The sequence below is a fragment of the Leifsonia shinshuensis genome (assembly GCF_014217625.1).
Lineage (GTDB): Bacteria > Actinomycetota > Actinomycetes > Actinomycetales > Microbacteriaceae > Leifsonia > Leifsonia shinshuensis_A.
In genome coordinates this window covers 4,308,530-4,331,918 of record NZ_CP043641.1, presented here as the reverse complement: position 1 = coordinate 4,331,918, position 23,389 = coordinate 4,308,530, and the positions used below count along the sequence as shown (strand labels likewise).

General features: G+C 71.3%; 28 protein-coding genes, 1 tRNA gene and 1 pseudogene. 16 read left to right on the top strand and 14 right to left on the bottom strand.

Translation table 11 applies throughout. The annotated features are described in order from the left end of the window. Positions 1-47 precede the first annotated feature (47 nt). Positions 48-647 carry a LysE/ArgO family amino acid transporter gene (locus F1C12_RS21170; protein ID WP_219732749.1) on the top strand — a complete coding sequence of 200 codons (600 nt, stop codon included), beginning with the start codon at positions 48-50 and terminating at the stop codon, positions 645-647. A gap of 46 nt (positions 648-693) precedes the next feature. On the opposite strand, the gene F1C12_RS21165 is transcribed toward F1C12_RS21170, so the two are convergent. From F1C12_RS21165 to galU, 4 genes are all read right to left on the bottom strand, one after another. Beyond that, positions 694-766, bottom strand: a tRNA-Ala gene (locus tag F1C12_RS21165). A gap of 58 nt (positions 767-824) precedes the next feature. Next, positions 825-1,931, bottom strand: a complete 1,107-nt coding sequence (locus F1C12_RS21160; protein WP_185276762.1) for a hypothetical protein — start codon at positions 1,929-1,931, stop codon at positions 825-827. A gap of 130 nt (positions 1,932-2,061) precedes the next feature. Beyond that, positions 2,062-2,724: a GNAT family N-acetyltransferase gene (locus F1C12_RS21155; protein ID WP_185276761.1), complete on the bottom strand. Its 663-nt coding sequence runs from the start codon at positions 2,722-2,724 to the stop codon at positions 2,062-2,064. Positions 2,725-2,766: 42 nt separating this feature from the next. Next, positions 2,767-3,729 carry a UTP--glucose-1-phosphate uridylyltransferase GalU gene (gene galU / locus F1C12_RS21150; protein ID WP_185276760.1) on the bottom strand — a complete coding sequence of 321 codons (963 nt, stop codon included), beginning with the start codon at positions 3,727-3,729 and terminating at the stop codon, positions 2,767-2,769. 59 nt (positions 3,730-3,788) lie between these two features. Here galU and F1C12_RS21145 point away from each other — a divergent pair, with 59 nt between their 5' ends. Together F1C12_RS21145 and F1C12_RS22820 are read left to right on the top strand one after the other, a co-directional pair. After that, positions 3,789-4,373, top strand: a complete 585-nt coding sequence (locus F1C12_RS21145; protein ID WP_185276759.1) for a 5-formyltetrahydrofolate cyclo-ligase — start codon at positions 3,789-3,791, stop codon at positions 4,371-4,373. Between the two features lie 23 nt (positions 4,374-4,396). Then, positions 4,397-4,489, top strand: a pseudogene (locus F1C12_RS22820) (FmdB family zinc ribbon protein); the annotation flags it as partial. Between the two features lie 62 nt (positions 4,490-4,551). On the opposite strand, the gene F1C12_RS22815 reads toward F1C12_RS22820, so the two are convergent. Then, a complete protein-coding gene (locus tag F1C12_RS22815; protein ID WP_258046278.1) occupies positions 4,552-4,731 on the bottom strand; it encodes a hypothetical protein in 180 nt (59 codons plus the stop codon). A gap of 54 nt (positions 4,732-4,785) precedes the next feature. Between F1C12_RS22815 and mscL the strand changes: the two genes are divergently transcribed. Continuing rightward, positions 4,786-5,226: a large conductance mechanosensitive channel protein MscL gene (gene mscL / locus F1C12_RS21135; RefSeq protein WP_185276757.1), complete on the top strand. Its 441-nt coding sequence runs from the start codon at positions 4,786-4,788 to the stop codon at positions 5,224-5,226. Positions 5,227-5,235: 9 nt separating this feature from the next. Here mscL and F1C12_RS21130 read toward each other — a convergent pair whose 3' ends face one another. The 4 genes from F1C12_RS21130 to F1C12_RS21115 form a co-directional block, all read right to left on the bottom strand. After that, the gene (locus F1C12_RS21130; protein ID WP_185276756.1) at positions 5,236-5,406 is read right to left on the bottom strand and encodes a hypothetical protein; all 171 of its coding nucleotides are present in this window, start codon (positions 5,404-5,406) and stop codon (positions 5,236-5,238) included. 170 nt (positions 5,407-5,576) lie between these two features. Beyond that, positions 5,577-9,341 carry an ATP-binding protein gene (locus F1C12_RS21125; protein WP_185276755.1) on the bottom strand — a complete coding sequence of 1,255 codons (3,765 nt, stop codon included), beginning with the start codon at positions 9,339-9,341 and terminating at the stop codon, positions 5,577-5,579. Between the two features lie 67 nt (positions 9,342-9,408). After that, entirely contained in the window at positions 9,409-10,680 is a 1,272-nt protein-coding gene (locus F1C12_RS21120) for an MFS transporter (protein WP_185276754.1), read from the bottom strand. Then, positions 10,677-11,324 (bottom strand): ArsR/SmtB family transcription factor, encoded by a 648-nt coding sequence (locus tag F1C12_RS21115; protein ID WP_185276753.1) that lies wholly within the window; start codon positions 11,322-11,324, stop codon positions 10,677-10,679. Before F1C12_RS21115 ends, F1C12_RS21120 begins: the two co-directional genes overlap by 4 nt. 84 nt (positions 11,325-11,408) lie before the next feature. Here F1C12_RS21115 and F1C12_RS21110 point away from each other — a divergent pair, with 84 nt between their 5' ends. From F1C12_RS21110 to F1C12_RS21100, 3 genes are all read left to right on the top strand, one after another. After that, positions 11,409-12,854: an MDR family MFS transporter gene (locus tag F1C12_RS21110; RefSeq protein ID WP_185276752.1), complete on the top strand. Its 1,446-nt coding sequence runs from the start codon at positions 11,409-11,411 to the stop codon at positions 12,852-12,854. Between the two features lie 79 nt (positions 12,855-12,933). Further along, entirely contained in the window at positions 12,934-13,662 is a 729-nt protein-coding gene (locus F1C12_RS21105; protein WP_185276751.1) for a FadR/GntR family transcriptional regulator, read from the top strand. A gap of 10 nt (positions 13,663-13,672) precedes the next feature. Then, positions 13,673-14,929, top strand: coding sequence for an alpha-hydroxy acid oxidase (locus F1C12_RS21100; RefSeq protein ID WP_185276750.1), 1,257 nt, complete (start codon positions 13,673-13,675; stop codon positions 14,927-14,929). A gap of 9 nt (positions 14,930-14,938) precedes the next feature. Here F1C12_RS21100 and F1C12_RS21095 read toward each other — a convergent pair whose 3' ends face one another. Further along, on the bottom strand, positions 14,939-15,562 hold the full coding sequence (locus F1C12_RS21095) for a class I SAM-dependent methyltransferase (RefSeq protein ID WP_185276749.1): 624 nt from the start codon (positions 15,560-15,562) through the stop codon (positions 14,939-14,941). A gap of 119 nt (positions 15,563-15,681) precedes the next feature. Here F1C12_RS21095 and F1C12_RS21090 point away from each other — a divergent pair, with 119 nt between their 5' ends. Next, positions 15,682-16,587: a DsbA family protein gene (locus F1C12_RS21090; protein WP_258046047.1), complete on the top strand. Its 906-nt coding sequence runs from the start codon at positions 15,682-15,684 to the stop codon at positions 16,585-16,587. A gap of 82 nt (positions 16,588-16,669) precedes the next feature. Next, the gene (locus F1C12_RS21085; RefSeq protein WP_185276748.1) at positions 16,670-16,999 is read left to right on the top strand and encodes a hypothetical protein; all 330 of its coding nucleotides are present in this window, start codon (positions 16,670-16,672) and stop codon (positions 16,997-16,999) included. Positions 17,000-17,011: 12 nt separating this feature from the next. On the opposite strand, the gene F1C12_RS21080 is transcribed toward F1C12_RS21085, so the two are convergent. After that, complete coding sequence (locus tag F1C12_RS21080) at positions 17,012-17,605, bottom strand: TetR/AcrR family transcriptional regulator (RefSeq protein ID WP_185276747.1); 594 nt, start codon at positions 17,603-17,605, stop codon at positions 17,012-17,014. Positions 17,606-17,783: 178 nt separating this feature from the next. Between F1C12_RS21080 and F1C12_RS21075 the strand changes: the two genes are divergently transcribed. The 3 genes from F1C12_RS21075 to F1C12_RS21065 are packed head-to-tail and all read left to right on the top strand — an operon-like array spanning position 17,784 to position 19,707. Further along, positions 17,784-18,380, top strand: a complete 597-nt coding sequence (locus F1C12_RS21075; RefSeq protein WP_185276746.1) for a DUF6230 family protein — start codon at positions 17,784-17,786, stop codon at positions 18,378-18,380. A 23-nt stretch (positions 18,381-18,403) separates the two neighbouring features. Beyond that, a complete protein-coding gene (locus F1C12_RS21070; RefSeq protein ID WP_219732666.1) occupies positions 18,404-18,982 on the top strand; it encodes a DUF6114 domain-containing protein in 579 nt (192 codons plus the stop codon). Then, on the top strand, positions 18,979-19,707 hold the full coding sequence (locus F1C12_RS21065) for a hypothetical protein (RefSeq protein WP_185276745.1): 729 nt from the start codon (positions 18,979-18,981) through the stop codon (positions 19,705-19,707). Before F1C12_RS21070 ends, F1C12_RS21065 begins: the two co-directional genes overlap by 4 nt. Positions 19,708-19,719: 12 nt before the next feature. Here the strand turns inward: F1C12_RS21065 and F1C12_RS21060 are convergent, their stop codons facing one another. Continuing rightward, a complete protein-coding gene (locus tag F1C12_RS21060; RefSeq protein WP_185276744.1) occupies positions 19,720-20,319 on the bottom strand; it encodes a DnaJ family domain-containing protein in 600 nt (199 codons plus the stop codon). 97 nt (positions 20,320-20,416) lie between these two features. Here F1C12_RS21060 and F1C12_RS21055 point away from each other — a divergent pair, with 97 nt between their 5' ends. Continuing rightward, positions 20,417-21,499 (top strand): epoxide hydrolase family protein, encoded by a 1,083-nt coding sequence (locus F1C12_RS21055; protein ID WP_185276743.1) that lies wholly within the window; start codon positions 20,417-20,419, stop codon positions 21,497-21,499. A 190-nt stretch (positions 21,500-21,689) separates the two neighbouring features. On the opposite strand, the gene F1C12_RS21050 is transcribed toward F1C12_RS21055, so the two are convergent. Further along, complete coding sequence (locus tag F1C12_RS21050; protein WP_185276742.1) at positions 21,690-21,893, bottom strand: cold-shock protein; 204 nt, start codon at positions 21,891-21,893, stop codon at positions 21,690-21,692. A gap of 89 nt (positions 21,894-21,982) precedes the next feature. On the opposite strand from F1C12_RS21050, the gene F1C12_RS21045 reads away from it, so the two are divergent. Beyond that, complete coding sequence (locus tag F1C12_RS21045) at positions 21,983-22,234, top strand: helix-turn-helix domain-containing protein (RefSeq protein ID WP_185276741.1); 252 nt, start codon at positions 21,983-21,985, stop codon at positions 22,232-22,234. Positions 22,235-22,256: 22 nt separating this feature from the next. Here F1C12_RS21045 and F1C12_RS22810 read toward each other — a convergent pair whose 3' ends face one another. After that, positions 22,257-22,391: a hypothetical protein gene (locus F1C12_RS22810; RefSeq protein ID WP_258046046.1), complete on the bottom strand. Its 135-nt coding sequence runs from the start codon at positions 22,389-22,391 to the stop codon at positions 22,257-22,259. A gap of 99 nt (positions 22,392-22,490) precedes the next feature. Between F1C12_RS22810 and F1C12_RS21040 the strand changes: the two genes are divergently transcribed. Then, positions 22,491-22,838 (top strand): hypothetical protein, encoded by a 348-nt coding sequence (locus F1C12_RS21040; RefSeq protein ID WP_185276740.1) that lies wholly within the window; start codon positions 22,491-22,493, stop codon positions 22,836-22,838. Between the two features lie 9 nt (positions 22,839-22,847). Then, positions 22,848-23,297, top strand: a complete 450-nt coding sequence (locus F1C12_RS21035) for a LysM peptidoglycan-binding domain-containing protein (protein WP_185276739.1) — start codon at positions 22,848-22,850, stop codon at positions 23,295-23,297. Positions 23,298-23,389: the final 92 nt, after the last annotated feature.

Genomic DNA, 23,389 nt, shown 5'->3' with positions numbered 1-23,389 from the left:
AGAAAATCAAGCTGTACTGAAGACGCGCGGTTCCCTATCGTCGAATGGTGCTCTCCGTGTACTTCACCGGCCTCGGCTCGGCCGCCGCCCTCATCGTCGCCATCGGCGCCCAGAACGCGTTCGTCCTCCGGCAGGGGCTCCGCCGCGAGCACGTGCTCGCGGTCGTCGCGATCTGCGTCGCGAGCGACGCCCTCCTGATCGCGGCAGGCGTCGCCGGCATCGGCACGCTGGTGAAGGCGGCCCCGCTCGCCCTGGAGATCGTGCGCTGGGCGGGATTCGCGTTCCTGGTCGGCTATGCGATCTTCGCCGCCGTGCGGGCTGTCCGCCCGAGCACGCTGACAGCCGCGACCTCGGGAGGCGGAACGCTGGCCGCCGCCGTCGCGACCTGCCTGGCGATCACCTGGCTCAACCCGCACGTCTACCTCGACACGGTGCTGCTGCTGGGTTCGCTGTCGGCGACACACGGCGACCCCGGCCGCTGGGTCTTCGGAGCGGGCGCGGCGACGGCGAGCCTGCTCTGGTTCGTGGTGCTCGGGTTCGGCGCGCGCGTGGCGGCCCCCGTGTTCGCGCGGCCGATTTCGTGGCGCATCCTGGACGCGGGCATCGCCGTGCTGATGCTCGTCCTGGCGATCATGCTGGTGGTCTGACCAACGAAAAAGGACCGCCATCTCTGGCGGCCCTTTTCCTTTCCGGTGGAGCTAAGGAGATTCGAACTCCTGACCTCTTCGATGCGAACGAAGCGCGCTACCAACTGCGCCATAGCCCCGGGGGATTGCTTAGAAACAATAGCACCCCCGCCGTGCCGAGTCGAAATCGAGCGGGGCTCAGCTCGCGGCTCGGCGGCGGCGGAGGACGGCGTCCAGGTCGAGCGCGCCGTCGTCGACCGAGCCGACGATCCCCATGCTCGAGTAGACGCTCGGGACGGCCTCCACGACCGGCGCCGAAGCAGCGCGGGAGGCGGCAGGAGCGGCGGCCACAGCGACCGGGGCCGCCTCCGGCACGACCGCGACCGGACGCAGTCGCACGGGTGCGGGCGCCGCGGGAGCCGCCTCGGCGACCGCGGTCGCCTTCCGCTCGAAGTCCGCACGGGCGGCCGCGCGGCGCAGCTCGGCGGCGGCGTCCACCGACGCCATCGCGGCGGCGGCGACGGTCCCGGGCGACAGGTGCAGCGGCTTCGGGAGCGGCTGCGGGGTCCAGCTCTGGCGCAGCGCCTCCTGCACCGGGAGGTCGTGCTTGGCGTCGTCGTACAGCGCGGGCGACGCGGGCGCGGCCGGGATGAACGGGACGGGCGCGGGCATCGACTTCGCCGAGCGGGACAGCCGGCTCAGCATCCCGAGGGCGGCGACCGTGGCGACGACGGATGCGGCGGGCAGCAGCCACGCGCCGGTCGCGAGGAAGAGCGCGCCGCCGGAGGCGACACCCACCAGGCCGGCGACCAGCAGCAGCGTGCAGACAGCACGGGAGCGGCGCAGTCGGCGGCGGCGCTGCGGCGAGAGCACGGGGCGAGCGTTCAGCGCCGCCAGGGCGCGTGCCCGCTGGGCCGCTGCCGCGCGGGAGGCGCGCTCCAGGGCGATGGCCTCGGCGGCGGCGCGCTCGGCCTCCTCCGCGGCGTGCCTGCGCTCCTCGGCGACGGCCTGCTCGCGGCGTGCGTGGGCCGCGGCCTCCGCGCGCGCGGTGGCCAGACGCCTCTCCTCCGCCCTGCGCAGGATCCGCTGCTGCTCCGCGACCGTCTTCGCGGTCGCCTCCATGCGGACCTCGTCCGGAAGCTCACTCGTCTCGGCCAGGATGCGCAGCGTCTGCTGCAGCCGAACGGCGTTGCGCTCGGTCGCCATATACTCGCGGCGACGCAGCCACACCGGGACGAGGTAGGCCAGCCAGAGGGCGGCCGCGATGGCGACGACCACCCCTCCGCCCATCACATCCCCATTCATGCCTCTACGGTAGGGGTCGGCCGGGCGGCGCCCGGGTCAGCGCCCGGGTGTGTCTTCGATGGAGAGGACTCTCAGCGTGCGCTCGACCGGCGTGCGGCGTGCGCAGAGCGACAGCGGGGCCGCGCGCGGGTCAGTGCCGCCGGGCCACCGGCAGCGGGATGGCCGCGGCCGCGCGGTCCTCCGCCGTCACCGCGGCGGCCTCCTGGGGCGCCTCGCCGTCCATCCAGCGCCGCAGCACACCCTGCTGCAGCTCCTCGGACACCAGGCCGAAGCAGTAGTGGTCGCGCCAGTCGCCGTTGATGTGGATGTAGCGCCTGCGCAGCCCCTCGTAGCGGAAGCCGAGCTTCTCGACCACGCGGAGGCTCGGGGCGTTCTCCGGGCGGATGCAGATCTCCATGCGGTGCAGGCCGAGCTGGTAGAAGCAGTAGTCCGTCGCCAGCGCCACGGCCGTCGGCGTGATGTTGCGGCCGGCGAACTCCTCCGCGATCCAGTAGCCGATCGTGGCACTGGAGAGCGAGCCGTAGGTCACCGAGGACACGTTGAGCTGGCCGGCCAGCCGGCCGTCGTACTCCACGACGAACGGGAGGCCGTGCCCCGCGCGGGCGTTCGCCAGGAGGGAGCGGATGCTCGCGCGCGTGTCGAACGCGCCGGGCGCGTAGGGGCTGGTGGCCTCCCACTGCCGCAGCCACGACCGGTTGTCGAGCAGGGAGCGCTCGAGGGCGCGCGCGTCCCGAAGGCGGATCGGTCGCAGTCCGATGCGTCCCTCGCTCAGCGTGGGGATGACGAACGCCACGGCGTCCTCCTTCTGCGACGACCGTTCGCCGCAGGTACGACGCTAGCGGTTAACGTCCTCCGACGCGTCAGCCGCGTCGATCGGCATCTCGTCCAGGATCTCGCGCGGCTCGTCGTGCAGGCCGTCGGCGAACTCCTTGAGCCACGGCCGCAGCTCCGGGCCGAGGTCTTCGCGGTCGACGGCGAGCTGCACGATCGCCTTGATGTAGTCGAGCCGGTCGCCGGTGTCGTAGCGGCGGCCGCGGAACACGACGCCGTACACGCCGCCGGTCCAGTCCGGCGCCTCGGCCATCGCCTGGAGGGCGTCGGTGAGCTGGATCTCGCCTCCGCGGCCGGGCTTGGTGCGCTCGAGCACGTCGAAGACCTCCGGGCGCAGCACGTAGCGGCCGATGATCGCGTAGTTCGAGGGCGCCTTGTCGGCGTCCGGCTTCTCGACGAGGCCGGTGATGCGCACCACGTCGTCGTCGCCGGTCTCCTCGATCGCCGCGGCGCCGTACAGGTGGATGGACTCGCTCGGCACCTCCATCAGCGCGACGACGGTGGCGTTGTAGTTCTGCTGGACCTCCAGCATGTGCTGCAGCAGGTCGTCGCGGGAGTCGATGATGTCGTCGCCGAGGAGCACGGCGAACGGCTCGCGGCCCACGTGCATCTTGGCGCGCAGCACCGCGTGGCCGAGGCCCTTCGGGTCGCCCTGGCGGACGTAGTGGAGGTCGGCGAGCGAGGTCGAGTAGTTGACCTTCTGGAGCCGGTCGGTGTCGCCCTTCTTCTCCAGCGTGTCCTCCAGCTCGGCGTTGCGGTCGAAGTGGTTCTCGAGCGCGTTCTTGTTGCGCCCGGTCACCATCAGGACGTCGTGCAGGCCCGCTGCCACGGCCTCCTCGACCACGTACTGGATGGCCGGCTTGTCGACGACCGGCAGCATCTCTTTCGGCATCGCCTTGGTCGCCGGGAGGAACCGGGTGCCGAGGCCTGCTGCGGGGATCACTGCTTTCGTCACGTGAGTAGCCATACCGAGCACACTATCCGCATTTCGACCGGTCTCCCGGGGTCATCTTCTAGGATTGCGCTATGGAGACCGACACAGCAGCCCATCGCAAGCGCGCCCTGCGCGCCGAGCTGCGCGAGCGCCGGCAGAACCTCACGAGCACCGAACGACAGGCCGCGGCAGCCGGAATCACCCGGAACTTGGTCGACCTGACGACCGACCTCTCGGCGCGTTCCGTGGCCTGCTATCTCTCCACGACGATCGAGCCGGACACGCGCGACTTCGTCAACTGGGCCGTCGCCCAGGGACTGCGGGTGCTGCTGCCGGTGTCCCGCGAGGACGGCCTCCTGGACTGGACCACGGGCGACGGCGAGACCGAGACCGAGGGCCTGTTCGGGATGCCGGAGGCCGTCGGCGAGCTGCTCGGCCCGATCGCGATCAACGACGTCGACCTCATCCTGGTGCCGGCCGCCGCCGTCGACGCGAGCGGGATGCGGATGGGCTGGGGCCGCGGCTATTTCGACAAGACGCTCGGCAGCATGGAAAAATGTCCTCCGGTGTACGCCGTCGTGTTCGACGGCGAGCTCGTGGACGAGGTTCCGCGCGAGCGGCACGATCAGCCGGTCGACGGCGCGGTCACCCCGACCCGCATCGTCCAGTTCAGCTAGCCCCACCCACCACACGGAAGACCATGCCCACCTACTCCTACTCGTGCCGCGACTGCGGCCACGCCTTCGACATCCACCAGGCGTTCACCGACGACGCGCTCACGGTCTGCCCGAACTGCGGCGGTGCGCTGCGCAAGGTGTTCGGGGCGGTCGGCGTGACGTTCAACGGGTCCGGATTCTACCGGACGGACTCGCGGGGCGGGGCGAAGTCGGGCGGTGGGGCGTCGTCGGGCTCTTCGTCGTCGTCCTCTTCCTCCTCTTCGTCGTCGTCGGGCTCATCGGCGTCGTCGTCCTCCACTTCCGGCTCGTCGGGCTCCGGCTCGTCGGCGTCGTCGGGCTCCGCGGCCTGATCCCGCACCCACCCGGGCGCACAGCACCACCAGTTCCATCCACTTCGGCGAAAGGACCGGTCATGCTCAAAGGCTTCAGAGAGTTCATCCTCCGTGGGAACGTGATCGACCTGGCGGTCGCGGTTGTCATCGGCGCCGCGTTCACCGCCGTGGTCACCTCGATCGTGACCAACCTCTTCAACCCGCTGATCAGCGCGTTCTTCAAGGCGAGCTCGCTCGACAAGGCGATGATCGTGCCCCTCAACGGCGCCGAGATCAAGTTCGGCGCGGTCCTCGGCTCGATCATCAACTTCCTGATCGTCGCCGTTGTGGTCTACTTCGTCTTCGTGTTCCCGATCAACAAGCTCAAGGAGCGGATGGACCGCCTCCGCAAGAAGGGCGTCGTGGAGCCGGACGCCCCGGTCACCGAGCTGGACCTCCTCAGCGAGATCCGCGACCTCCTGCAGGCCCAGCAGGCGCCGCCCTCCGCGAACGCCGGCCGGCACGCCGACCCGCTGCCGTAGCGCGTCCGCTCAGTAGTGCGGCGGCACGTCCCGCCGCAGCTGCTCGTCGTTCGGCGACCAGGAGCCCTCCTCGCGGTCCCGCTCGGGGACGCGCGGCGTGGGGTCGGCGCCCGGCGCGCCGGCGCGCTGCACGCGGCGAGACTTCCGCGCGGGGCGTTCGGCGTCGGGTTTCTGGGTCACCCCTCCAGCGTAACCGCGCGCATCCCGAGCGCTAGCCACCCTCACATTCGTGCCGAATGTCGCGTATCGACGCCATTCGCGACATTCGTCACGAATGTGCGAGGCGCACATTCAGCACGATTGTCGTGAATGAGCGCGCCAAAGGCGACATTCGGCACGAATGTCGGGAGTCAGAGCTGCGGCAGCGTGATCGGCGCGGTTTCGGTGCTCGCCTCGTCGTTGACGCCGATGAGGCGGGCGATGCGGGAGGCGACGGCGTCCGGGTCGGCGAACAGCTCGAAGCTGTGGACGCGGAGGTAGTGCCAGCCGAGGCGGCGCAGCACGTCCGGGCGCAAGCGCAGGGACTCGCGGAGGCTGCCGCGGTTCACGTCCTCGTCCGTCTCGACCACGACGGCGCGGCCGGCGTTCGACGCCACCAGCGTCAGCTTGCCGCGGTAGCCGATCTGCACGTCCAGCCCGCGGCGCGCCAGGCGCTTGCCGAGGTCCACGACCATCGGGTCGGCGTCCGGGCTCAGGTACTCGGGCGCGGCGGCCTGGAGCTGGTCGGCCTCCCCCAGCACCTGCGCGAGCGCGGCGATGCCGTGGCGCATCCGGGAGTCGTCGATGTCGTCCGGGCGGAAGCAGGAGACGATGTCCATGCCGCGGCGGGCGCGGGTCATGCCGACGGCGAGCAGGCGGTCGCCGCCCGGCTCGGCGAGGGCGCCGAAGTTGGAGAGCAGGCGCCCGTGCGGGGTCCGGCCGTAGCCGATCGAGAAGACCACGCGGTCGCGGCTCTGGCCGACGGACTGCTCCAGCGTCACCACCGAGAACGGCTCCGGCCGGTCGCCCAGGATGAAGTCGGCCAGCTCGGTGCGCTTGGCGAACGCGGACAGCACCGCCTGGTTGACGCGGACGGCGTGACGTTCGCTCGCGGTGATGACCATGAGCGATTCGCGCGGACGCTCGGTCGCGTGCCGCAGCACGAGCTCCACGACCTTCGCCACCTCGGCGTCGGTGCTCTCCACGGCGCCGGTGTCGGTGTCGGGCATGCCCTGGCCGCCTGTGACGTAGTGGAGGGCGAGGCTGCCGTGCCCGAGGTAAGTGCCGGCCCACGGCAGGGAGTCGATGTTGCCGCCGTAGAAGCGGCGGTTGACCAGCTCGGCGAGGTCTTCGCCACCGGCCCGGTAGCTGCGCGCCAGCGTGTAGACCGGCAGCAGCTCGGAGAGCCGCGACAAGGCGGAGTCGGCGTGCAGGGAGTCCACGTCCGCGGCCTCCACCGTCGTGCCGTACTCGTGCACGCCCACGTCGAAGTGCGACGGGGTCTGGGTCACCGGGTCGCCGAACGCGACCACCTGGCGCGCCCGGCGCAGCACGGGGACGTTCTCGGCGAGGCTGGAGGCTCCGGCGTCGATGAGCACGACCGTGTCGAAGGCGACCTCCGCGTCGATGGCGGGGACCTCGTACGGCGACACCAGCCAGACCGGTGCGAGCGGGCGCGCGAGGTGCGGGGCCGCGGCGTTGAGCGTCGCGGCGGTGGGCGCGCTGGTCGTCAGCAGCTTCTTGAGGGCCTTGGCCTCCTCTGGCCAGTCCACGATGCCGATCTTCCAGGTCTCGGCGAGCATCCAGGCGAGCTGCTTGCCCGTAGCGGAGGCGTGCGCCTCGTCGACCAGGCGGAAGTCGGCCTCCAGCCGGTCCAGCACGCTGGTGTTGCCGCTGAGGAGGGCACGATCGGAGGACAGCAGCGCCTCCAGCACCGACTGCCACCAGGCCAGCTCGAGCTCGGCGCTGACCTGCGACTCCGGCACGTGGCGGACGGACAGGTCGGACAGCAGTGGGTCCAGCCCGCGGTCGCGCAGCTGGCCGAGCAGCGCGGTGCGTTCCTGCAGGTTGGCGAGCACTTCGGACTCGGCGGCGAGGCCGGCGACCTGACGGGTCAGCTCCTCGACCGGGAGGGCGGCGAGCGACTGGGGGGTGCCGACCCGGCGCAGCGGGATGTCGAGACGGGCCAGGTCCTCCGCGACGCGCTGGTAGGCGACCTGCACGTCCGCGATACCGACCGGCACCTCTGGCACGACGCCGGCGACGGCGAACCGGTTCCAGAGGATGCGCTGCTGCTGGATTCGGCGCAGCGCCTCATTGAGGTCGGTGACGTGCACGCCTGGGCGCACGTACTCCAGGGCGAGCTTGCGCAGCCGGCGGCGGTTCGCACCCGACATCGCGGGCGACTCGCGGCGCGAGGAGGTGGCGGCGATCAGCTCGGCGATCGAGCGGTCGAACACGGCCGGCGTGAAGCGGTCCAGCGTCTCCCGGACGTCGAGCAGCAGCCGCAGGTAGACGCCGAGCTCGGCGATCGACTCGAACGGCCGCATCCGGGTCTGCCCGATCAGAGCCTTGGCGCGGTCGAGCAGGCGGGGCAGCTCGGCGCGGCTGAGCTTCTTGGCGAGGTCGTGGGCGGCCTTGCCCTCCTCGGTGGTGCCGAACGAGGCGCCGTACCAGGGCGAGTCGTTGGGGCCGTAGCGGAACTCGCCGAGGCGCGCGGCCCGGATGAGCGCGTCCGCCGAGGCGTCGCGCCCGGAGGCGAGCATCTCGATGGAGGCCCTGCTCAGGCGCGCGGTGGTGGAGGGCGGCGACGGCAGCAGCGCGAGCCGGGACAGCTCGCGGAGCGCGTCGAGCACGGAGACGTGCAGCACGGGGTCGCGGCGGGCGAGCGCGGCGCGGTAGTCCAGCAGCACCTTGCGGAGGCGCACCAGGGCGTCGTCCACGTCGGTGACGCGCGGCTGCTCGGCCTTCTCGTTGCGGCCGATCGACTGGATGAGGTCGCGGCGCAGGCTGCGGGGCGTCACGGCGAGGCCGGGCAGGCCGACCTTCGTGAAGCGCTGGGCGATGTCCTCCAGGCTGGAGCGCCGCGGACCGACGACCAGGACGCGCTTGTGCTGCGCGACCAGCGCGCCGACCGCGTTGACGACCGTCTGGGTGCCGCCGGTGCCGGGGAGGGTCTTGACGACGAGGGAGTTGCCCGCGGCGATCTGCGCGACCACGTTCTCCTGCGCCTCGTCGGCGTCGAGCAGGAGGGAGTCGGTCGCCGGCGGCCGCTCGTCCTGGCGGACGGGCTGCGCCGGGCTGAAGGCGCTCTCGATGGTGGTGCGCGCGGTCGGGTTGCCGGCCAGGGCGTCCAGGAGCGTGGTGTCCAGGTCGTCGGCCTCGGCGCGCAGCGCCGGCGCGACGTCGACGAACGACGACACCACCAGGCGCGGCTGGACGTTGAACCAGGGCAGGTGCGAGGTGAGCCCGCGCAGCCGGTCGATCACCGGCTGCGGCTTGAACGCGCCGTTGTCGAGGGCGAGCGCCACGAACGCGCTCGCGTCGAGCGTGATCTGGAACTGCTCGGCCAGTGCCTTGGACAGCTCCGGGTTGAGGAACGGCTGGCCCTTGAGCTTCAGTTCGAAGTCCCGGCCGTAGCGGCGGATCGCCATCGGGCGCAGCAGGATCGGCGCCATGAACTCGTCGGTGCCGTGCCGCCATTGGGCGAGACCGATCGCGAGGTGCACGGATTCGATGCCGCGCACCGAGCGCAGCTCGATCCCCTTCGCGGTGATCGCGTTGGCCGCGGCCCGCGCCGTGCGCAGGGCGAGCTCGTCGCGGATCAGGCTGGAGAGCAGCGTGCTCTGTCCGGTGATGAACTGCGGGAGGCCGCCGGGATGCGTCGTGCTCAGCTCGATGCGAGTGCGCGGGCTGTCCTCGAAGTGCAGCAGCGGCGAGTCGCCGCCGATCGCCGCGATCTCCTCGCGCCACTTCGCCCAGACGTGGTCGGCGATGTTGCCGGCCACGAGACCGGCCTCGCCGAGGCTGAGGGTGTGCGGGGAGGTGGTGTTGGCGGCCGGGCGCAGGGCGTCCCCTTCGGGCACGTCGGACGTCATGTCGTCGTCGTCCTCGCTCTTCCTATCCAGTCGCCACACACCGACACCCTACGTGCCGATCCGCGAAACCTCTGGCAATCGGCCGGGTTTCGCGTCAAGTCGCGACTCAGGAGGGCGTCGCGGCGGAGGCGGCCGGTTCTGGCACGGTCTCCCGCGTCGTGCGCCCGCCGCCGAGGAACACCAGGGCGAGCACCCCGCACAGCAGATAGAGGGAGGCCTGCGCGTCCAGCACATGGACCGTCCCGACCGACGCCGCGATGAGACCGGCGACCAGGAGGCCGACGCCCTGGGCCGCGCCGGAGATCGTCCGCACCGCGGCGATCACCCTCCCGAGCGCCGCGCGCGGCGTGACCGTCTGCACGAGCGTGATCTCGCCCGTCTCGGTCGCGACCCCGGGCAGGCCCATCGCGATGAACAGGCCGGCGTAGACCCAGACGGCCGTCGTGACCGGGGCCAGGTTCCAGGTCAGCAGCGAGAGCGCGCCGAACACGAGGTAGCCGACGCCGATCAGCCAGCGCGGCGCGACCCGGTGCACGATCAGCCCGGTGAGGAGGCCGCCGAGCACGCCGCCGATGGCCTGGACGCCGCGCAGGATGCCGACCTCCGTGTCCCCGGCGTGCAGGTTCTCGGTGACGTAGACGATGAAGAGGACGAGGAAGACGCCCTGCGCGACGCTGCCGATGATGGCGATGACCGTGACGGTCGCCAGCTCCCTGCTGCGCACGATCGTTGCCATGCCCTCCACCCACTCCCGCAGCAGCCGGCGCTCGACTGCGGGCGCGGACTCCTCCCCCGGCTCGTGCACGCGCGGCGGCAGCGGACGGGTGAAGAGGACCAGGACGGCGGTCACGCCGAACGACACGGCGTCCACGATCACGACGCCCGGGAGGCCGGACACCGCGAACGCGAGACCGCCGAGCGGCGAGCCGACCAGTCGGGCGAGGTTGTCGCTGATCGCGAGCAGCGCGTTGCCGCGGCCGAGCTCGTCCGGCTTCAGCAGCCGCGGCACCGTCGACTGGCGAGCCGGGTTCATCACGGCGCCGAGGCAGGCCTGCACCGCGGCGACCGCGTAGACGATGCCCATCCGGTCGGGGCCGGCGGCCAGCAGCGGCAGCAGGGCGACGCCCTGGATCAGCGCGGTGACGATCATCGTGCGCCGCGGATCCCAGCGGTCGACCAGCACGCCGAGGAAGGTGCCGGCGAGCAGCATCGGGATGAGCTCGGCGAGGAACACGGTCGAGGCGCCGAGCGCGGAGCCGGTCGCCGAGAACGCGAACAGCGGGAGGGCGATCATCAGCAGCCAGTCCCCGGTGTCGGAGACGAGGCCGGCCGACCAGATCAGGCCGTAGTCGCGGCGGAAGAGAGGTGAGCGGGTCATGATGGGTTCTTCTCAGCGTTCTTCTCAGCGGCGTTTTTCTCATCCGGGTGCCGGAAGGCGTTCAGGCCCAGCACGACAACAGCGCTGTCGTCCGGGGCGTCGGAGCGGGTGAGCGCGATGTAGGGGCGGATGAGCGCGTCCAGCCGCTCCCCCAGCTCGCGGAGCTCGTCCGGCGCGATCCGCAGCGCGTAGCCGGAGAGGATGCTGGCCTCCCGCCACTCCTCCGGCACGCTGTCGCGCTGTGCGATCGAGCGGTGCAGCCGGGCGGCGTCCTCGTCGATCTGATGGTCGGCGAAGAACCGCTCGACCGTGTCGACCCCGAACTGCATCGCCGGGTCCTCGGTGCGGCCGAGGGTGAGCCCGGTGGCCGTGGACTGCCAGGGGCGCTCGCGGCCGTCCTCGGCCTCCACCCGCTCCACCAGCCCGAACTTCGCCAGGGCGCGCAGGTGGTAGCTGCAGTTGGAGGGCGTCGAGCCGACCGCCTCCGCGCAGTCGCTGGCGGTGCTCGCGCCGAATGACATCAGGTGGTCGAGCAGCGCGAGCCGGAGCGGATGGGCGAGCGCCCGGAGCGCGCGCGGGTCGGTGACCGTCCTGCGGTCCTCGTGGCGGCCTCCTGCAGGTCGATCGTCCGATGTGAAAGACATGTTTCAGATTGTGCGCGTTCGTTTCTTTCACGTCAAGTCGCGTGGCGCGGGAATGATCGGGATGACCGGCTGTTGTTCACAGGGATGAACGAAATCTCCCGGGCGAGCGTCGGCTTCCGGTCCGAGCGCGGACCGATCCTGATCGCACTGATGCTGACCACCGGACTGGTCGCGATCGACGCGACCATCCTCGCCACCGCCGTCCCCTCGATCGTGCGCGACCTGGGCGGCTTCGCCTCGTTCCCGTGGCTGTTCTCCATCTACCTGCTGGCGCAGGCGGTCTCGGTGCCGGTCTACGCCAAGCTGTCCGACACGGTCGGGCGCAAGCCGATCGTCCTGGCGGGAATCGGCCTCTTCTTCCTCGGCTCGGTGCTCTGCGGGTTCGCGTGGAGCATGCCCGCGCTGATCGCGTTCCGCGCGCTGCAGGGCCTCGGCGCCGGCGCCATCCAGCCGATGTCGATGACGATCGCGGGCGACATCTACACGGTGGCCGAGCGCGCCAAGACCCAGGGCTACCTCGCGAGCGTGTGGGCGATCTCCTCGGTCGTCGGACCGACGCTCGGCGGCCTGTTCTCGCAGTTCCTGTCGTGGCGGTGGATCTTCTTCGTCAACGTGCCGCTCTGCATCCTGGCGGCGTGGATGCTGATCCGCAGCTTCCACGAGAGCATCGAGCGCAAGAAGCACCGCATCGACTACGCCGGATCCGCGCTGCTCACCGCGGGGATGTCGCTGCTCATCCTCGCCGTCCTGGAGGGCGGCCAGGCCTGGGCGTGGGACTCGGTGTGGAGCATCGGCGCGTTCGCGCTCGGCGCCCTCCTGCTGGTCGCCTTCGCCCTGGTGGAGCGCCGCGCGGCGGAGCCGGTCATGCCGCTCTGGGTGCTGTCCCGGCGGCTGCTGGTCACGACCACGCTCATCTCGCTCGGCATCGGCGCCATCCTGATCGGCCTCACCTCCTACGTGCCGACCTACCTGGAGGCCACGGTCGGCGCACCCCCGCTGGTGGCCGGCCTAGCGGTCGCGGCGCTGACGCTCGGCTGGCCCATCGCGGCCAGCATCTCCGGGCGCTTCTACCTGCGGATCGGCTTCCGCAGCACCGCGCTGCTCGGCACCGGCATCGCGATCGTCGGCACGATCATCCTCGCGGCGACGAGCGTGCACCCGAGCGTGCTGTTCGTGGCGGTGAGCTGCTTCGTGGTCGGGCTCGGGATGGGCCTGGTCGCGACACCCACGCTGATCGCGGCGCAGTCGAGCGTCGCGTGGAGCGAGCGCGGCGTCGTGACAGGGACGAACATGTTCGCGCGGTCGATCGGCAGCGCGGTGGGCGTAGCGGTCTTCGGCGCGATCGCGAACGCGATCATCCTGTCCAGCACCGGCGGGGCGCATTCGCCCGCGGCCGTGCAGGTCGCGTCGACCGCGGTGTTCACGGCGGTGGCCGTGGTCGCGGCGCTGACCATCGTGGCGGGCATCGCGATGCCGCGCTCTCGCGTGGAGGACGTGGAGTTCGGGCGCGCTCCCGCGCCCGCCGACTGAGCCGGCCTCTCGCCGTCGCGCTGGAACGGCGTGCTATCGTGTGGTCTGACCATATGGTCCGACCACACGAGAGGACGCCATGACGACCGAGCCGAAGGCGTGGGAGAGCGTGCTCGCCCGCATCGAGGAGCGCCTCGTCGACGGCCGGCTGCGGCCCGGCGACCACCTCCCTCCCGAGCGCGCGCTGGCCGCCGAGTTCGGCGTCGCGCGCTCCAGCGTCCGCGAGGCCGTCCGGGTGCTGGAGGCCATGGGACTGATCCGCACGCAGACCGGCTCCGGGCCGAGCTCCGGCGCCATCATCATCGCGCGGCCGCAGGGCGGGATGGAGGCGCTCATGCGGCTCCAGGTCGCGGCGAGCGGTTTCCCGGTCGCGGACGTGGTCAGTACGCGACTCCTGCTGGAGTCGTCCGTCGCAGGCGAGCTGGCCGGGCACTCCCCTGTCGACCTCGCCGACGCGCGTCAGCTTCTCGACGCGATGGACGAACCCGCCCTCACCGCGCCGGAGTTCCTGGCGCTCGACGCCCGGTTCCACCTCGCGCTCGCGGAGGCGGCGGGCAACGCCGTCGTCGCGACGATGATGGCGGGTCTGCGCAACTCCATCGAGGGCTACGTCCTCGCCGGCGCCGAGCGCATCCCGGACTGGGACGCCATGGCTGCCCGGCTCCGCGCCGAGCACCGCGGCGTGATCGACGCCATCGACGCCGGCGACCCTGCGGCGGCGCACACCCGCATCCACGACCACATCAGCGGCTACTACCGCGACGCCCGCACCCTGTCCCCTTCCGACCCAATCACCGACGCACGTTAGGCACACGAACATGGTCACCCGCCAACTCCCCAAGCCCGCCGAGCTGTTCGAGCTCCTGTCGTTCAAGAAGCCGGAGCTCGACGCGAAGAAGCGCCGGCTGAGCGCCGCCCTCACCATCGAGGACCTGCGGACGATCGCGAAGCGCCGCACCCCGAAGGCCGCCTTCGACTACACCGAGGGCGCGGCGGAGGGCGAGCTGTCGCTGGCCCGCGCGCGGCAGGCGTTCCAGGACATCGAGTTCCACCCGTCGATCCTGCGCGACGTGTCCACGGTCGACACGTCCTGCGAGATCTGGGGCGGCCGGTCGGCGATGCCGTTCGGGATCGCGCCCACCGGCTTCACCCGCCTCATGCAGACCGAGGGCGAGGTCGCCGGCGCGGGGGCCGCGGGAGCCGCGGGCATCCCGTTCACGCTGTCCACGCTCGGCACGACGTCCATCGAGGGCGTGAAGGCCGCCAACCCCACCGGCCGCAACTGGTTCCAGCTCTACGTGATGCGCGACCGCGAGATCTCCTACGAGCTCGTCCGCCGCGCCGCCGCGAACGGCTTCGACACGCTGTTCTTCACCGTCGACACCCCGGTCGCCGGCGCGCGGCTGCGCGACAAGCGCAACGGCTTCTCCATCCCGCCGCAGCTCACCCTCGGCACCATCGTCAACGCGATCCCGCGGCCGTGGTGGTGGTACGACTTCCTCACCACGCCGAAGTTGGAGTTCGCGTCGCTGTCCTCGACAGGCGGCACGGTCGGCGAGCTGCTCGACGCGGCGATGGACCCGTCGATCAGCTTCGCCGACCTCGACATCATCCGCAGCATGTGGCCGGGGAAGATCGTCGTCAAGGGCGTCCAGAACGTGGAGGACTCGGTCAAGCTCGTCGACCTCGGCGTCGACGGGATCGTGCTCTCCAACCACGGCGGCCGCCAGCTCGACCGCGCGCCGATCCCCTTCCACCTGCTGCCGAAGGTCGTCGAGGCGGTCGGCGACCGCACCGAGGTCGCCATCGACACCGGCATCATGAACGGCGCGGACATCGTCGCCGCCTACGCGCTCGGCGCGAAGTTCACCCTGATCGGCCGCGCCTACCTCTACGGGCTGATGGCGGGAGGCCGCGCCGGCGTCGACCGCACCATCCAGATCCTCGGCGACCAGGTCGTCCGCACCATGAAGCTGCTGGAGGTGCCGACTCTCGCCGACCTCACGCCCGCGCACGTCACGCAGCTGCGCCGGCTGCTCCCGGTCGACGCGCCGGCCGCGCCTGCGCGGGTCTGACCCGCCGGCTCAGGCGGCGGCGCGCGCCAGGAAGACGAACTCGTTGTACAGGAACGCCTTTCCCGCGGCGCGCGGCAGCGGGAAGCTGTAGTGCCGCACCGGCACCAGCCCGGTCGCCCGGGAGAGCCGGTCGAGGTCGGTGAAGTCGGTGAAGGTCACGTGCGTGGTGTCGCTGGCGTAGCCGCGCTCCTGCGGCGTGATGAAGCAGACCGTCCCGCCGGGCTTCAGGTACGGGAGGTACTCGCGCACGAGTCCCACCGCGTACTCCCGCGACACATGCTCGATGACGTGCGCGAACAGCAGCGAGTCGAAGGCGCCGTGCACCGCGAAACCGCTCGACAGGAATTCGGCGCTCGTGAACGCCGTCAGCCCCCTCTCCCGCGCGATCGCGATGGACTCGGCGTTGTGGTCGACCCCCACGCTGTCGTTGCCGAGGTGGGCCAGGTTGCGTCCGAGACCGCAGCCGACGTCGAGCACCCGGCCGAGCTGCAGCCGCCGGATGTTCCAGCGGTACGGCGCCTGGACGTTGAGCACGCGCCGCCACCGGGACTGGTCGAGCCGGCGGAGCCGCGCGGCGTATTCGGCCCCCGCGGTCGCGGAGCCGGAGCTGCGCGCCGCGTCGTCGGCCGTCATCGTGCGCTCTCGCAAGTCATCACCGGGCCCACGCTAGCCGGGTGTTCGGCACATCCAAAGCTTTTGCCCATACTCTTGCTCCTGGAGACTTGTCCACTTTCTCGAATGGAATGACCTGAATGGCTGCTACGGGCAGAGGCGCGACGACCCCGACGAAGAACGATCGCCGTGCCGAGGCGCGCGAGACCGCTCGCCGGATGCGTGAGGAGGCCGCGAAGAAGGCCAAACGGCGCAAGATCATCGTGCAGAGCTCGGTGATCGTCGGCATCATCGCGGTGCTCACCATCGTCGGCGTCATCATCTTCACCAGTGTCAGCGCATCCAGCAGCGTCGCCAACCCGAAGAACATGCTCAGCGGCGGCCTCCTGCTGACCAAGTCCGACAAGGCGGTCACCACCCCGGCCATCGCGCAGGGCGCGAAGCCGACCCCGACCACGCAGACGCTCGACGGCAAGACCGCGCACATCCAGATCTGGCTGGACTACCAGTGCCCGTACTGCGACCAGTTCGAGACCACGAACTCCTCGCAGATGAAGCAGATGATGGCGGACGGCACGGCGACGCTCGAGATCCACCCGATCGCCATCCTCGACTCCAGCACCAACAACCAGTACTCGACCCGCGCCGCGGCGGCGATGTCGTGCGTGGCGAACTACGAGCCCGACAAGTTCTTCGACGCCAACAGCGCGCTGTTCGCCAACCAGCCGGACGAGCAGACCGGCTCCGGCCTGACGAACGCCAAGATGCTGTCGCTGTTCAAGACGGTGGGGGTGGACTCCGCTGACGTCACGAAGTGCGTGAACCAGCAGACCTTCTCGAAGTTCGTGACCGACCGCACGAACGAGGCGGTGGGCAACTCCCAGCTCAAGAACCCGTCGACCGGCAGCTTCGGCACGCCGACCGTGTTCGTGAACGGCGAGCGCTACCAGGGCGGCTTCACCGACGCGTCGCAGTTCGCGGCCTTCGTCGCGGCGGCGGTCAAGGACGCCGGCTCGAGCGGCACCTACAGCTTCCCGAAGCCCTAGTCGTCGCTCCCCTCTCCTGCGGCGCCGGCGCGCGGGTGTACGTTCGGCCCGAACAGCCGACCGCAGGAGAGAGGGGACGAGGATGGACGACCGCATTCCGCTGGACGGCGCGGACGAGCCGGAGATCGGCGACTCCGACGCCGGGGACACCGCCGGCTGGGTCGACCCCGGCGACGGCGAGGTCGACTACGCGCTGGACGACCCGATCGCGGAGGCCGACTTCGCCGACGAGCTGGTGACCAACGACGGCGTCGCGGGCGAGACGGTGTGGAACGGACCGGGCGACGGCAACGACGGACCGACCGGCGGTCAGGCGCGCGAGGCCGAGCCGGACTACGACGAGCACGATCCGGAGGGGAACCCGGACGACGGGATCCTGACGCAGGACGACCTGGACGAGGAAGGGATCTAGCCGGGACGGGCGCTACGCGGCCGGGACCGCCTCCACCACCCCGTTCGCGCTGCGCTCCAGGAAGGCGACGATGCTCTCCGACGGGAGGTCGGTGCCGATCGCGCTCGCGACCAGCACGTCCTCCGCGAACGCGATCCAGGAGCGCAGGCCGATCCGCAGCAGCGGGGTGTCGGCCGCGCCGAGCTCGAGGAACACCGCGAGCACGCGCTCGGCCTGCTCGGCCCTGGCCTCCTCGATCACGACGCGCACCTCCTCGTCGCCGCTGGCGATGCCGCGGACCAGCGAGTAGAACGTTCCGCTGTGGTCGCGCACGAAGGCGACGATGCGGGTCAGCGTGTCGCGCAGCCGCTCGCGCGGCGGCAGCTCGGGGACGGGCTCCGTGGCGTGCAGCATGCTGTCCCGCGCGGTGCGGACGACCTCCCGGTGGAGGCCTTGCTTGGACCCGAAGTAGTGGAACAGGAGGGCGCGGGACACGCCCGCGCGCGCAGACAGCTCCTCGATCGTGAGGGTGTCGAGCGGCTGGTCGGCGAGGTGCGCGACGCCGAGCGCGACGAGTTGCGCGCGGCGCTCGTCCGGGGTCAGCCGGGTGCGCCGATCGGAGTCCATGGATCGAGCCTAGGCGCTGCGAAGCGGCCCGGGCACCGCGCCACAAGACCGGAACGGCCCTTCCCCCTCAATTCGGCCGTCCTCCATTCGGCCGACTATTGACAATCGGTCAATAGCGTCTACTCTCGTCGTGGGAACGACCGCACAGTCGCTGTCAAGCCCCCGAACAGGAGGATCGATGAAGTTCCGCAAGCTCGCCGGCTCCCACGCCGGACGCATCGTGCTCGCCGCCGTGCCCGTCGCCGTGGTGTCCACGCTGCTGATGACCGGGGTCGCGCAGGGGGCCGTCCCCGTCTCGTTCGCCGTCTCCGGCAGCCAGTTCCAGATCAGCGCCTCGAAGCTCGACGGCACCGGCTTCTCGCAGTACGCCGGCGTCGCGCCCGACACCACGGGCAAGCAGCACCAGGTCGCGATCGCCAACATCAAGTCGGCCACACTCGCCGACCTCTGCCAGTCGGTCGTCTCCGACACCCCGCTCGGCAAGGTGGGCGTGCTGATCACCGCGGGCGGCGGCGGCAACCCCGCCAGCGCCACCGACCTCCAGATCGGGATGACGGACCTCGCCGGCGACGCGGAGTTCCACAACATCCGCATCGGCGTCGACGCCTCGACCGTGAACACCACCGCCAAGGGCAGCGCCGGCGACTTCGCGCAGGACTCCGACACGGTGACCATCTCGCACCTGCAGCAGACCGCGTGGAGCACGCAGGCCTCGGTCTTCACGCTCACCGGCATGCACGTGCAGCTCACGGACGGGTCGAAGGGATGCTTCTGAGCCGCCCGGGAACGAGGCACGCGATGGTCGAGCCGGAGGCGGGGACGCCGGAGGACGAGTACGCCGACGCGGACGTTTCGGCGCTGCTGACGCCGGGCGATGACACGGCGGAGCTGGCCGACGACGCTGTGGAGCCGGCTGACGACGCTGCGGAGCCCGCCGCGTCCGACGACCGCTCCGCCTGGCAGCGCTTCCGCGCCTGGCGCCGCAGCCGCCCGTTCGTCGGCGGCCTCCTGACCGCGCTCGGCGGGATCGAGATGTTCTTCTCCGGACAGCTCGACATCGGCCGCATCCACGTCCAGCTCGGCATCGAGGGCCTGCAGGCGACGATCATCCCGGTCCTGCTCCTGCTGCTCGGCGTCCTGGCCGTGGCCATGCCGGCGCACCGCGTCTTCTACGGCGTGATCGCGCTCGCGATCGCGGTGTACTCGCTCGTCGGCGTCAACCTCGGCGGCTTCTTCATCGGCATGCTGCTGAGCACCGTCGGCGGCATCCTGACGGTGGCGTGGATGCCGCCGGAACAGCGCGGCGAGCGCCGTCGCCGTGGCCGCCGCCGCGAGGGCGTTTCGGCGGACGACGGCCCGGCCGAGGAGACCGCGTGACGCGCCGCACCCGGATCTCCGGCGGCGTGCTCGCTGCCGGCCTGGCCCTGGCCGGCGCGCTCACCGGGCTGGGCGCCGCCCCGGTGCCCGCCGATTCGGCTCGCGCGACGGCCCCGGCCTCGCTCTGCATCCCGATCTTCACCTCGTGCGACTCGTCGTCCTCCACTCCGAGCCCGTCGCCGTCGTCCGGCTCGCCCTCCCCCGGGCTGCCGCTGCCGGGTCTGCCGACCACGCCGGGCACGCCGGGCGCTCCCGCGACCGGCAGCCCGACGCCGACTCCCGCTCCGACGCCGGCGTCGCCCGACGGCTCCGCGCCCGTGTTCACGCAGCCGCCGGCGCAGCTCGGCAGCAATTCGCTGTCCTTCACCGGGCTCAAGGGTGTGAATCTCGTGACCGTCCCGCTGGCGGACGGCAGCCGCGTCCCCGTGCTGAAGATCTCGGCGGACTCCATCACCATCCAGGGCTTCAGCCTCAATGTCCGCAAGCAGACCGGGCCGGTCCTGCTGACCACGGCGGACACGATGACGCTGAGCGGGAACGTGCAGGTGTACCTCGACTCCGCGACCGCGACCCTTCCCGATGGGACCCCGCTCACCCTCGGCGCGGCGACGCCGCCGCCGAACAGCACCCTGCCCGGCCAGCTCCTGCGCGTGACGCTCGGCCTGGTCGGAGCGACCGCCGACTCGATCGTGTACACGAACACCAAGCAGCACCTGTCGGAGTGAGCGGCGCGGCGGTCAGCGTCCTCTGCGCAGCCGCCGCCGCTCACGACGGCTGAGGGCGGCCAGGGCCTCCGCCTCTGCGCGCCGGTTCGCCTCGGCCTCCCGGAGTCGGGTGTCGCGGCGCTCGCTCCAGCGCGCGACCTCCTCGTCAGCATCACGGGTCGGCGTGACGACGGGAGGGCCGCCCTGCAGTTGCCGCCTGGCGTTCACCACCCGGCGGTTGAAGTCGTCCACATGCTCGCGCACGGCCCGCTCGGACGCCAGCCGGTCGAGCGTCGCGTCGAACTCGGCGTGCTCGGTCCGCAGCGTGAGCGCGGGAGGGCCGAGCCCGGTGAGCTGCTCGCGCTCGATCTTGCGGCGGATCCACCAGTCCGGGTCGTGCGTGCCGGTGAGCCCGGGCAGCGGTTTGCCCGCTCCGGGGAGGTCGTCGAAGTCGCCGCGCCGGATCGCCTGCTGGATCGCGTTCTCGATGACGTGCGCGCGCTGGTCCATCGTCGGCTGGCCGGCGTCGACCTCCTCGACCTCCTCGCCGCGCTCCTCGGCCTCGCGGCGCAGGCGGTAGCGCGCGGCCTCCACCCGGGCGTCGGGCTCGGGGCGCGGGCTGTCGTCGGCCATGCGGTCAGCCTACGCCGCGGGCGCCGTTCGAGATCTGGCCGGGGCGTCTGGCCGGGAGGTCTGGCCGGGCGTCGGTGGCCCACCGTAGCGTCGAGTCATGGAGCCGTTTCGCATCGCCGTGCCCGACACCGTCCTCGCCGACCTGGACGGCCGCTTGCGGGCGACCATCCTGCCCGGGAAGTCGCCGGGGCCGGACTGGTCCAACGGCGTCCCGCCGGAGGTGCTGGGCGGGCTGATCGAGCGGTGGCGGCGCGGCTACGACTGGCGTGCCGCCGAGCGACGGCTCAACCGCTTCGAGCAGTTCGTCGTGCCGATCGACGGCTGCGAAGTGCACGTCGTCGTCGCCCGCGGGCGCCGGCCCGGCCGCCTCCCGGTCGTGGTGACGCACGGCTGGCCGTACTCGTTCGCCTCCATGCTGTCGCTGGCGGACGCGCTCGACGGGGAGCTGGATGTCGTGGTGCCCTCGCTGCCGGGCTACGGCTTCTCCGGCGTCCTGCCGTCCGGCTTCTCCTCCGCGGCGGTAGCCGACCGCTGGGACGCGCTGATGACGACCCACCTCGGCTACGACCGCTACCTGACCTACGGGGAGGACGTCGGCGCGGGCGTCAGCGACTGGCTCGCCGGAGCGCACCCCGCCGTCGCGGGCATCGTCGCCAGCCACGCGTCGTTCTCTGGGCGCAGCCGCCCGGGCGTGGAGCTCGACGACGCCGAGCGGGCCTTCCTGGCGTCGGTCGCCCCGTCCGCCGAATCCGGGTACGCCCACCAGATGGGCACCAGGCCCGACACGCTCGCGGCCGCGCTGATCGACTCCCCCAGCGGCCTGCTGGCGTGGATCGGCGAGAAGGTCGCGGCGTGGAGCGACGGCGACGGCCTGTCCGCGTTCGACCCGGACGACATCCTCACGAACGTCATGGTCTACTGGGTGACCCGCTCGATCGGGACGAGCTTCCGGCCCTACAGCGAGTCGCCGGACGGCGACGACCTGCACCCGGTGGTGGAGGCGCCGGCGAGCATCCTCATCCAGACCCACGAATCGGCGTACCCGCGGTCGCTGGCCGAGAAGAGCTATGCCGACATCCGCTCGTTCGCGAGGCTGGCGCGGGGCGGCCACTTCACGGCGTGGGAGAACCCCGCGGCCGTAGCGGCTGCGATCCTGGCGCTGGAGGCCGAGGTCCGCTGAAATCGGCGCAACTACCCGGTTGACAACCCGGGCGGCTCGCATAGTGTGTGCACTAAGCAACCGGATGGCAGGCCGGACCGCATGGGGGCGGACGGCTGTACTGCATTCCCGGTGGGCGATGGCCCGGCCTGTGGCAGGCCGGGCCATCGCCTGGCTTCCCGCTCCGGGCGGGAGACCGGAGATCCGGGTGTCAGAGCGCGCGGATGTTGGAGGCCTGCATCCCCTTCGGCCCCTGGGTCAGGTCGTACTCGACCTTCTGGTTCTCCTCGAGCGTGCGGTAGCCCTGCGAGGAGATCTCGCTGAAGTGGGCGAAGACGTCGGCACTGCCGTCATCCGGGGCGATGAACCCGTACCCCTTCTCTGCGTTGAACCATTTGACGGTGCCTGTAGCCATCGTTTCTTCCTTCGTTGTCTTCTCCGCGCGCTCGATCGAGCGCGCGGCACTGCCAGGCTACTCTCCGGAGGCTTGTTAGCATTCATCGCGTGCAATCCGAGACCAACGCGATCGCCGGCCGGATCGGCGAGAACATCCGTGGCAGACGGGAACGGCTGCTCTACCAGCTGGACGAACTGGCCCGGCGCGCCGAGCTGCAGGAGCACACGCTGTGGCGGATCGAGCGCGGCACGATCATGCCCTCCGTGCTGAATCTCGTGCATCTGGCCGACGTGCTGGAGTGCCGACCGGGCGACCTGCTGAACGGCGTGTCGGCGACGATGGATGGCGACGCCGGCTGAGCCGGTTGGGGAAGCGGCGCGCTCAGTCGTAGCCGAGGATGACCACGTCGGCGTCGCTGCGGAGCGGGAAGGCTCCGCCGAGCCCGAGAGGTGCGCCGGTGTGCGCTCCCTCAGCGGGGTGAACCCGGGTCCGGTCTTCCTCGACGATGGCGGTCATGTCAAGGATGGTAGGCGTGCAGGGACGTCGTCCGAATCGACATCGTGTCCAATGCGCGGGCGCGGATCGACACGGCGTCCATCCCGCTAGCATGGGCCCATGCTCGGCCGTCGTGTCGCAGTGGCTGGCGCCACTCTCGCCCTTGTGGTGTCTGCGATCGCCGGCTGCACGGCGGCCGGGACGCCCGGGGCGACTTCGCCGCACCGGCCGGCCTCGCCGACCGCCTCGCCGACCGCTTCGGTGTCGCCGGAGCCGGTGTTGAGCGGCGTCATCGCGACGGGGACGCTCACCTCCTTCGACGGTCAGACGACCGGCGACGTCGTACTCACCGCCACGGGCAACACCGTCACCGCTGCACTGCAGACCTTCCACACACCGGCGACGGGCCAGATCGACCTCCAACTGAGCCCGCACCCGCTGAACGCGAAGTGCGCAGCAGACAGCTGATCCTTCGTCATGAACCCATCGACCGGCACCTCAGACCTGTGGACGTTGCCCACCTCGATTCCCGGCGGACCGTTCGAGGTCGACCCCACCTACCTTCGGACCGTCATCGTCCGCGCGGACGCGGACGCGGGAAAATCCAACCCCGACGGCTGCGTGTATCCCGCGCTCGCCGCCGCACAACTCAGCTGGAAGCTCGCGCCGACCCACACCGGGCTGGCCGTCTCGGACCACGGGACCCGGGAGCACGCCACCGGGATGACGACGATGGCGGACGGGCGACCATCGACGTACACCGTGGCCCGCGACGACACTCTCGAAGCGATCGAAAGCCGCTTCGGCATCACGGCCGACGATCTCGACTACCTCAACCCCTACAACAGCGCGATCACCACCCCGACGCTGAAGTACGGGACTGTCTACAATCTCTCCCCCGCGGACCGCGGCGCCCCGCCGAGCTGAGCGGGCCGACGGCGACGGTCGCCGGCCGCTGGGCCGCCGATCGCATCGTCCATGCGCCGTGTGGACGACAGGGTTCTCGGCCGAGCCTGCGG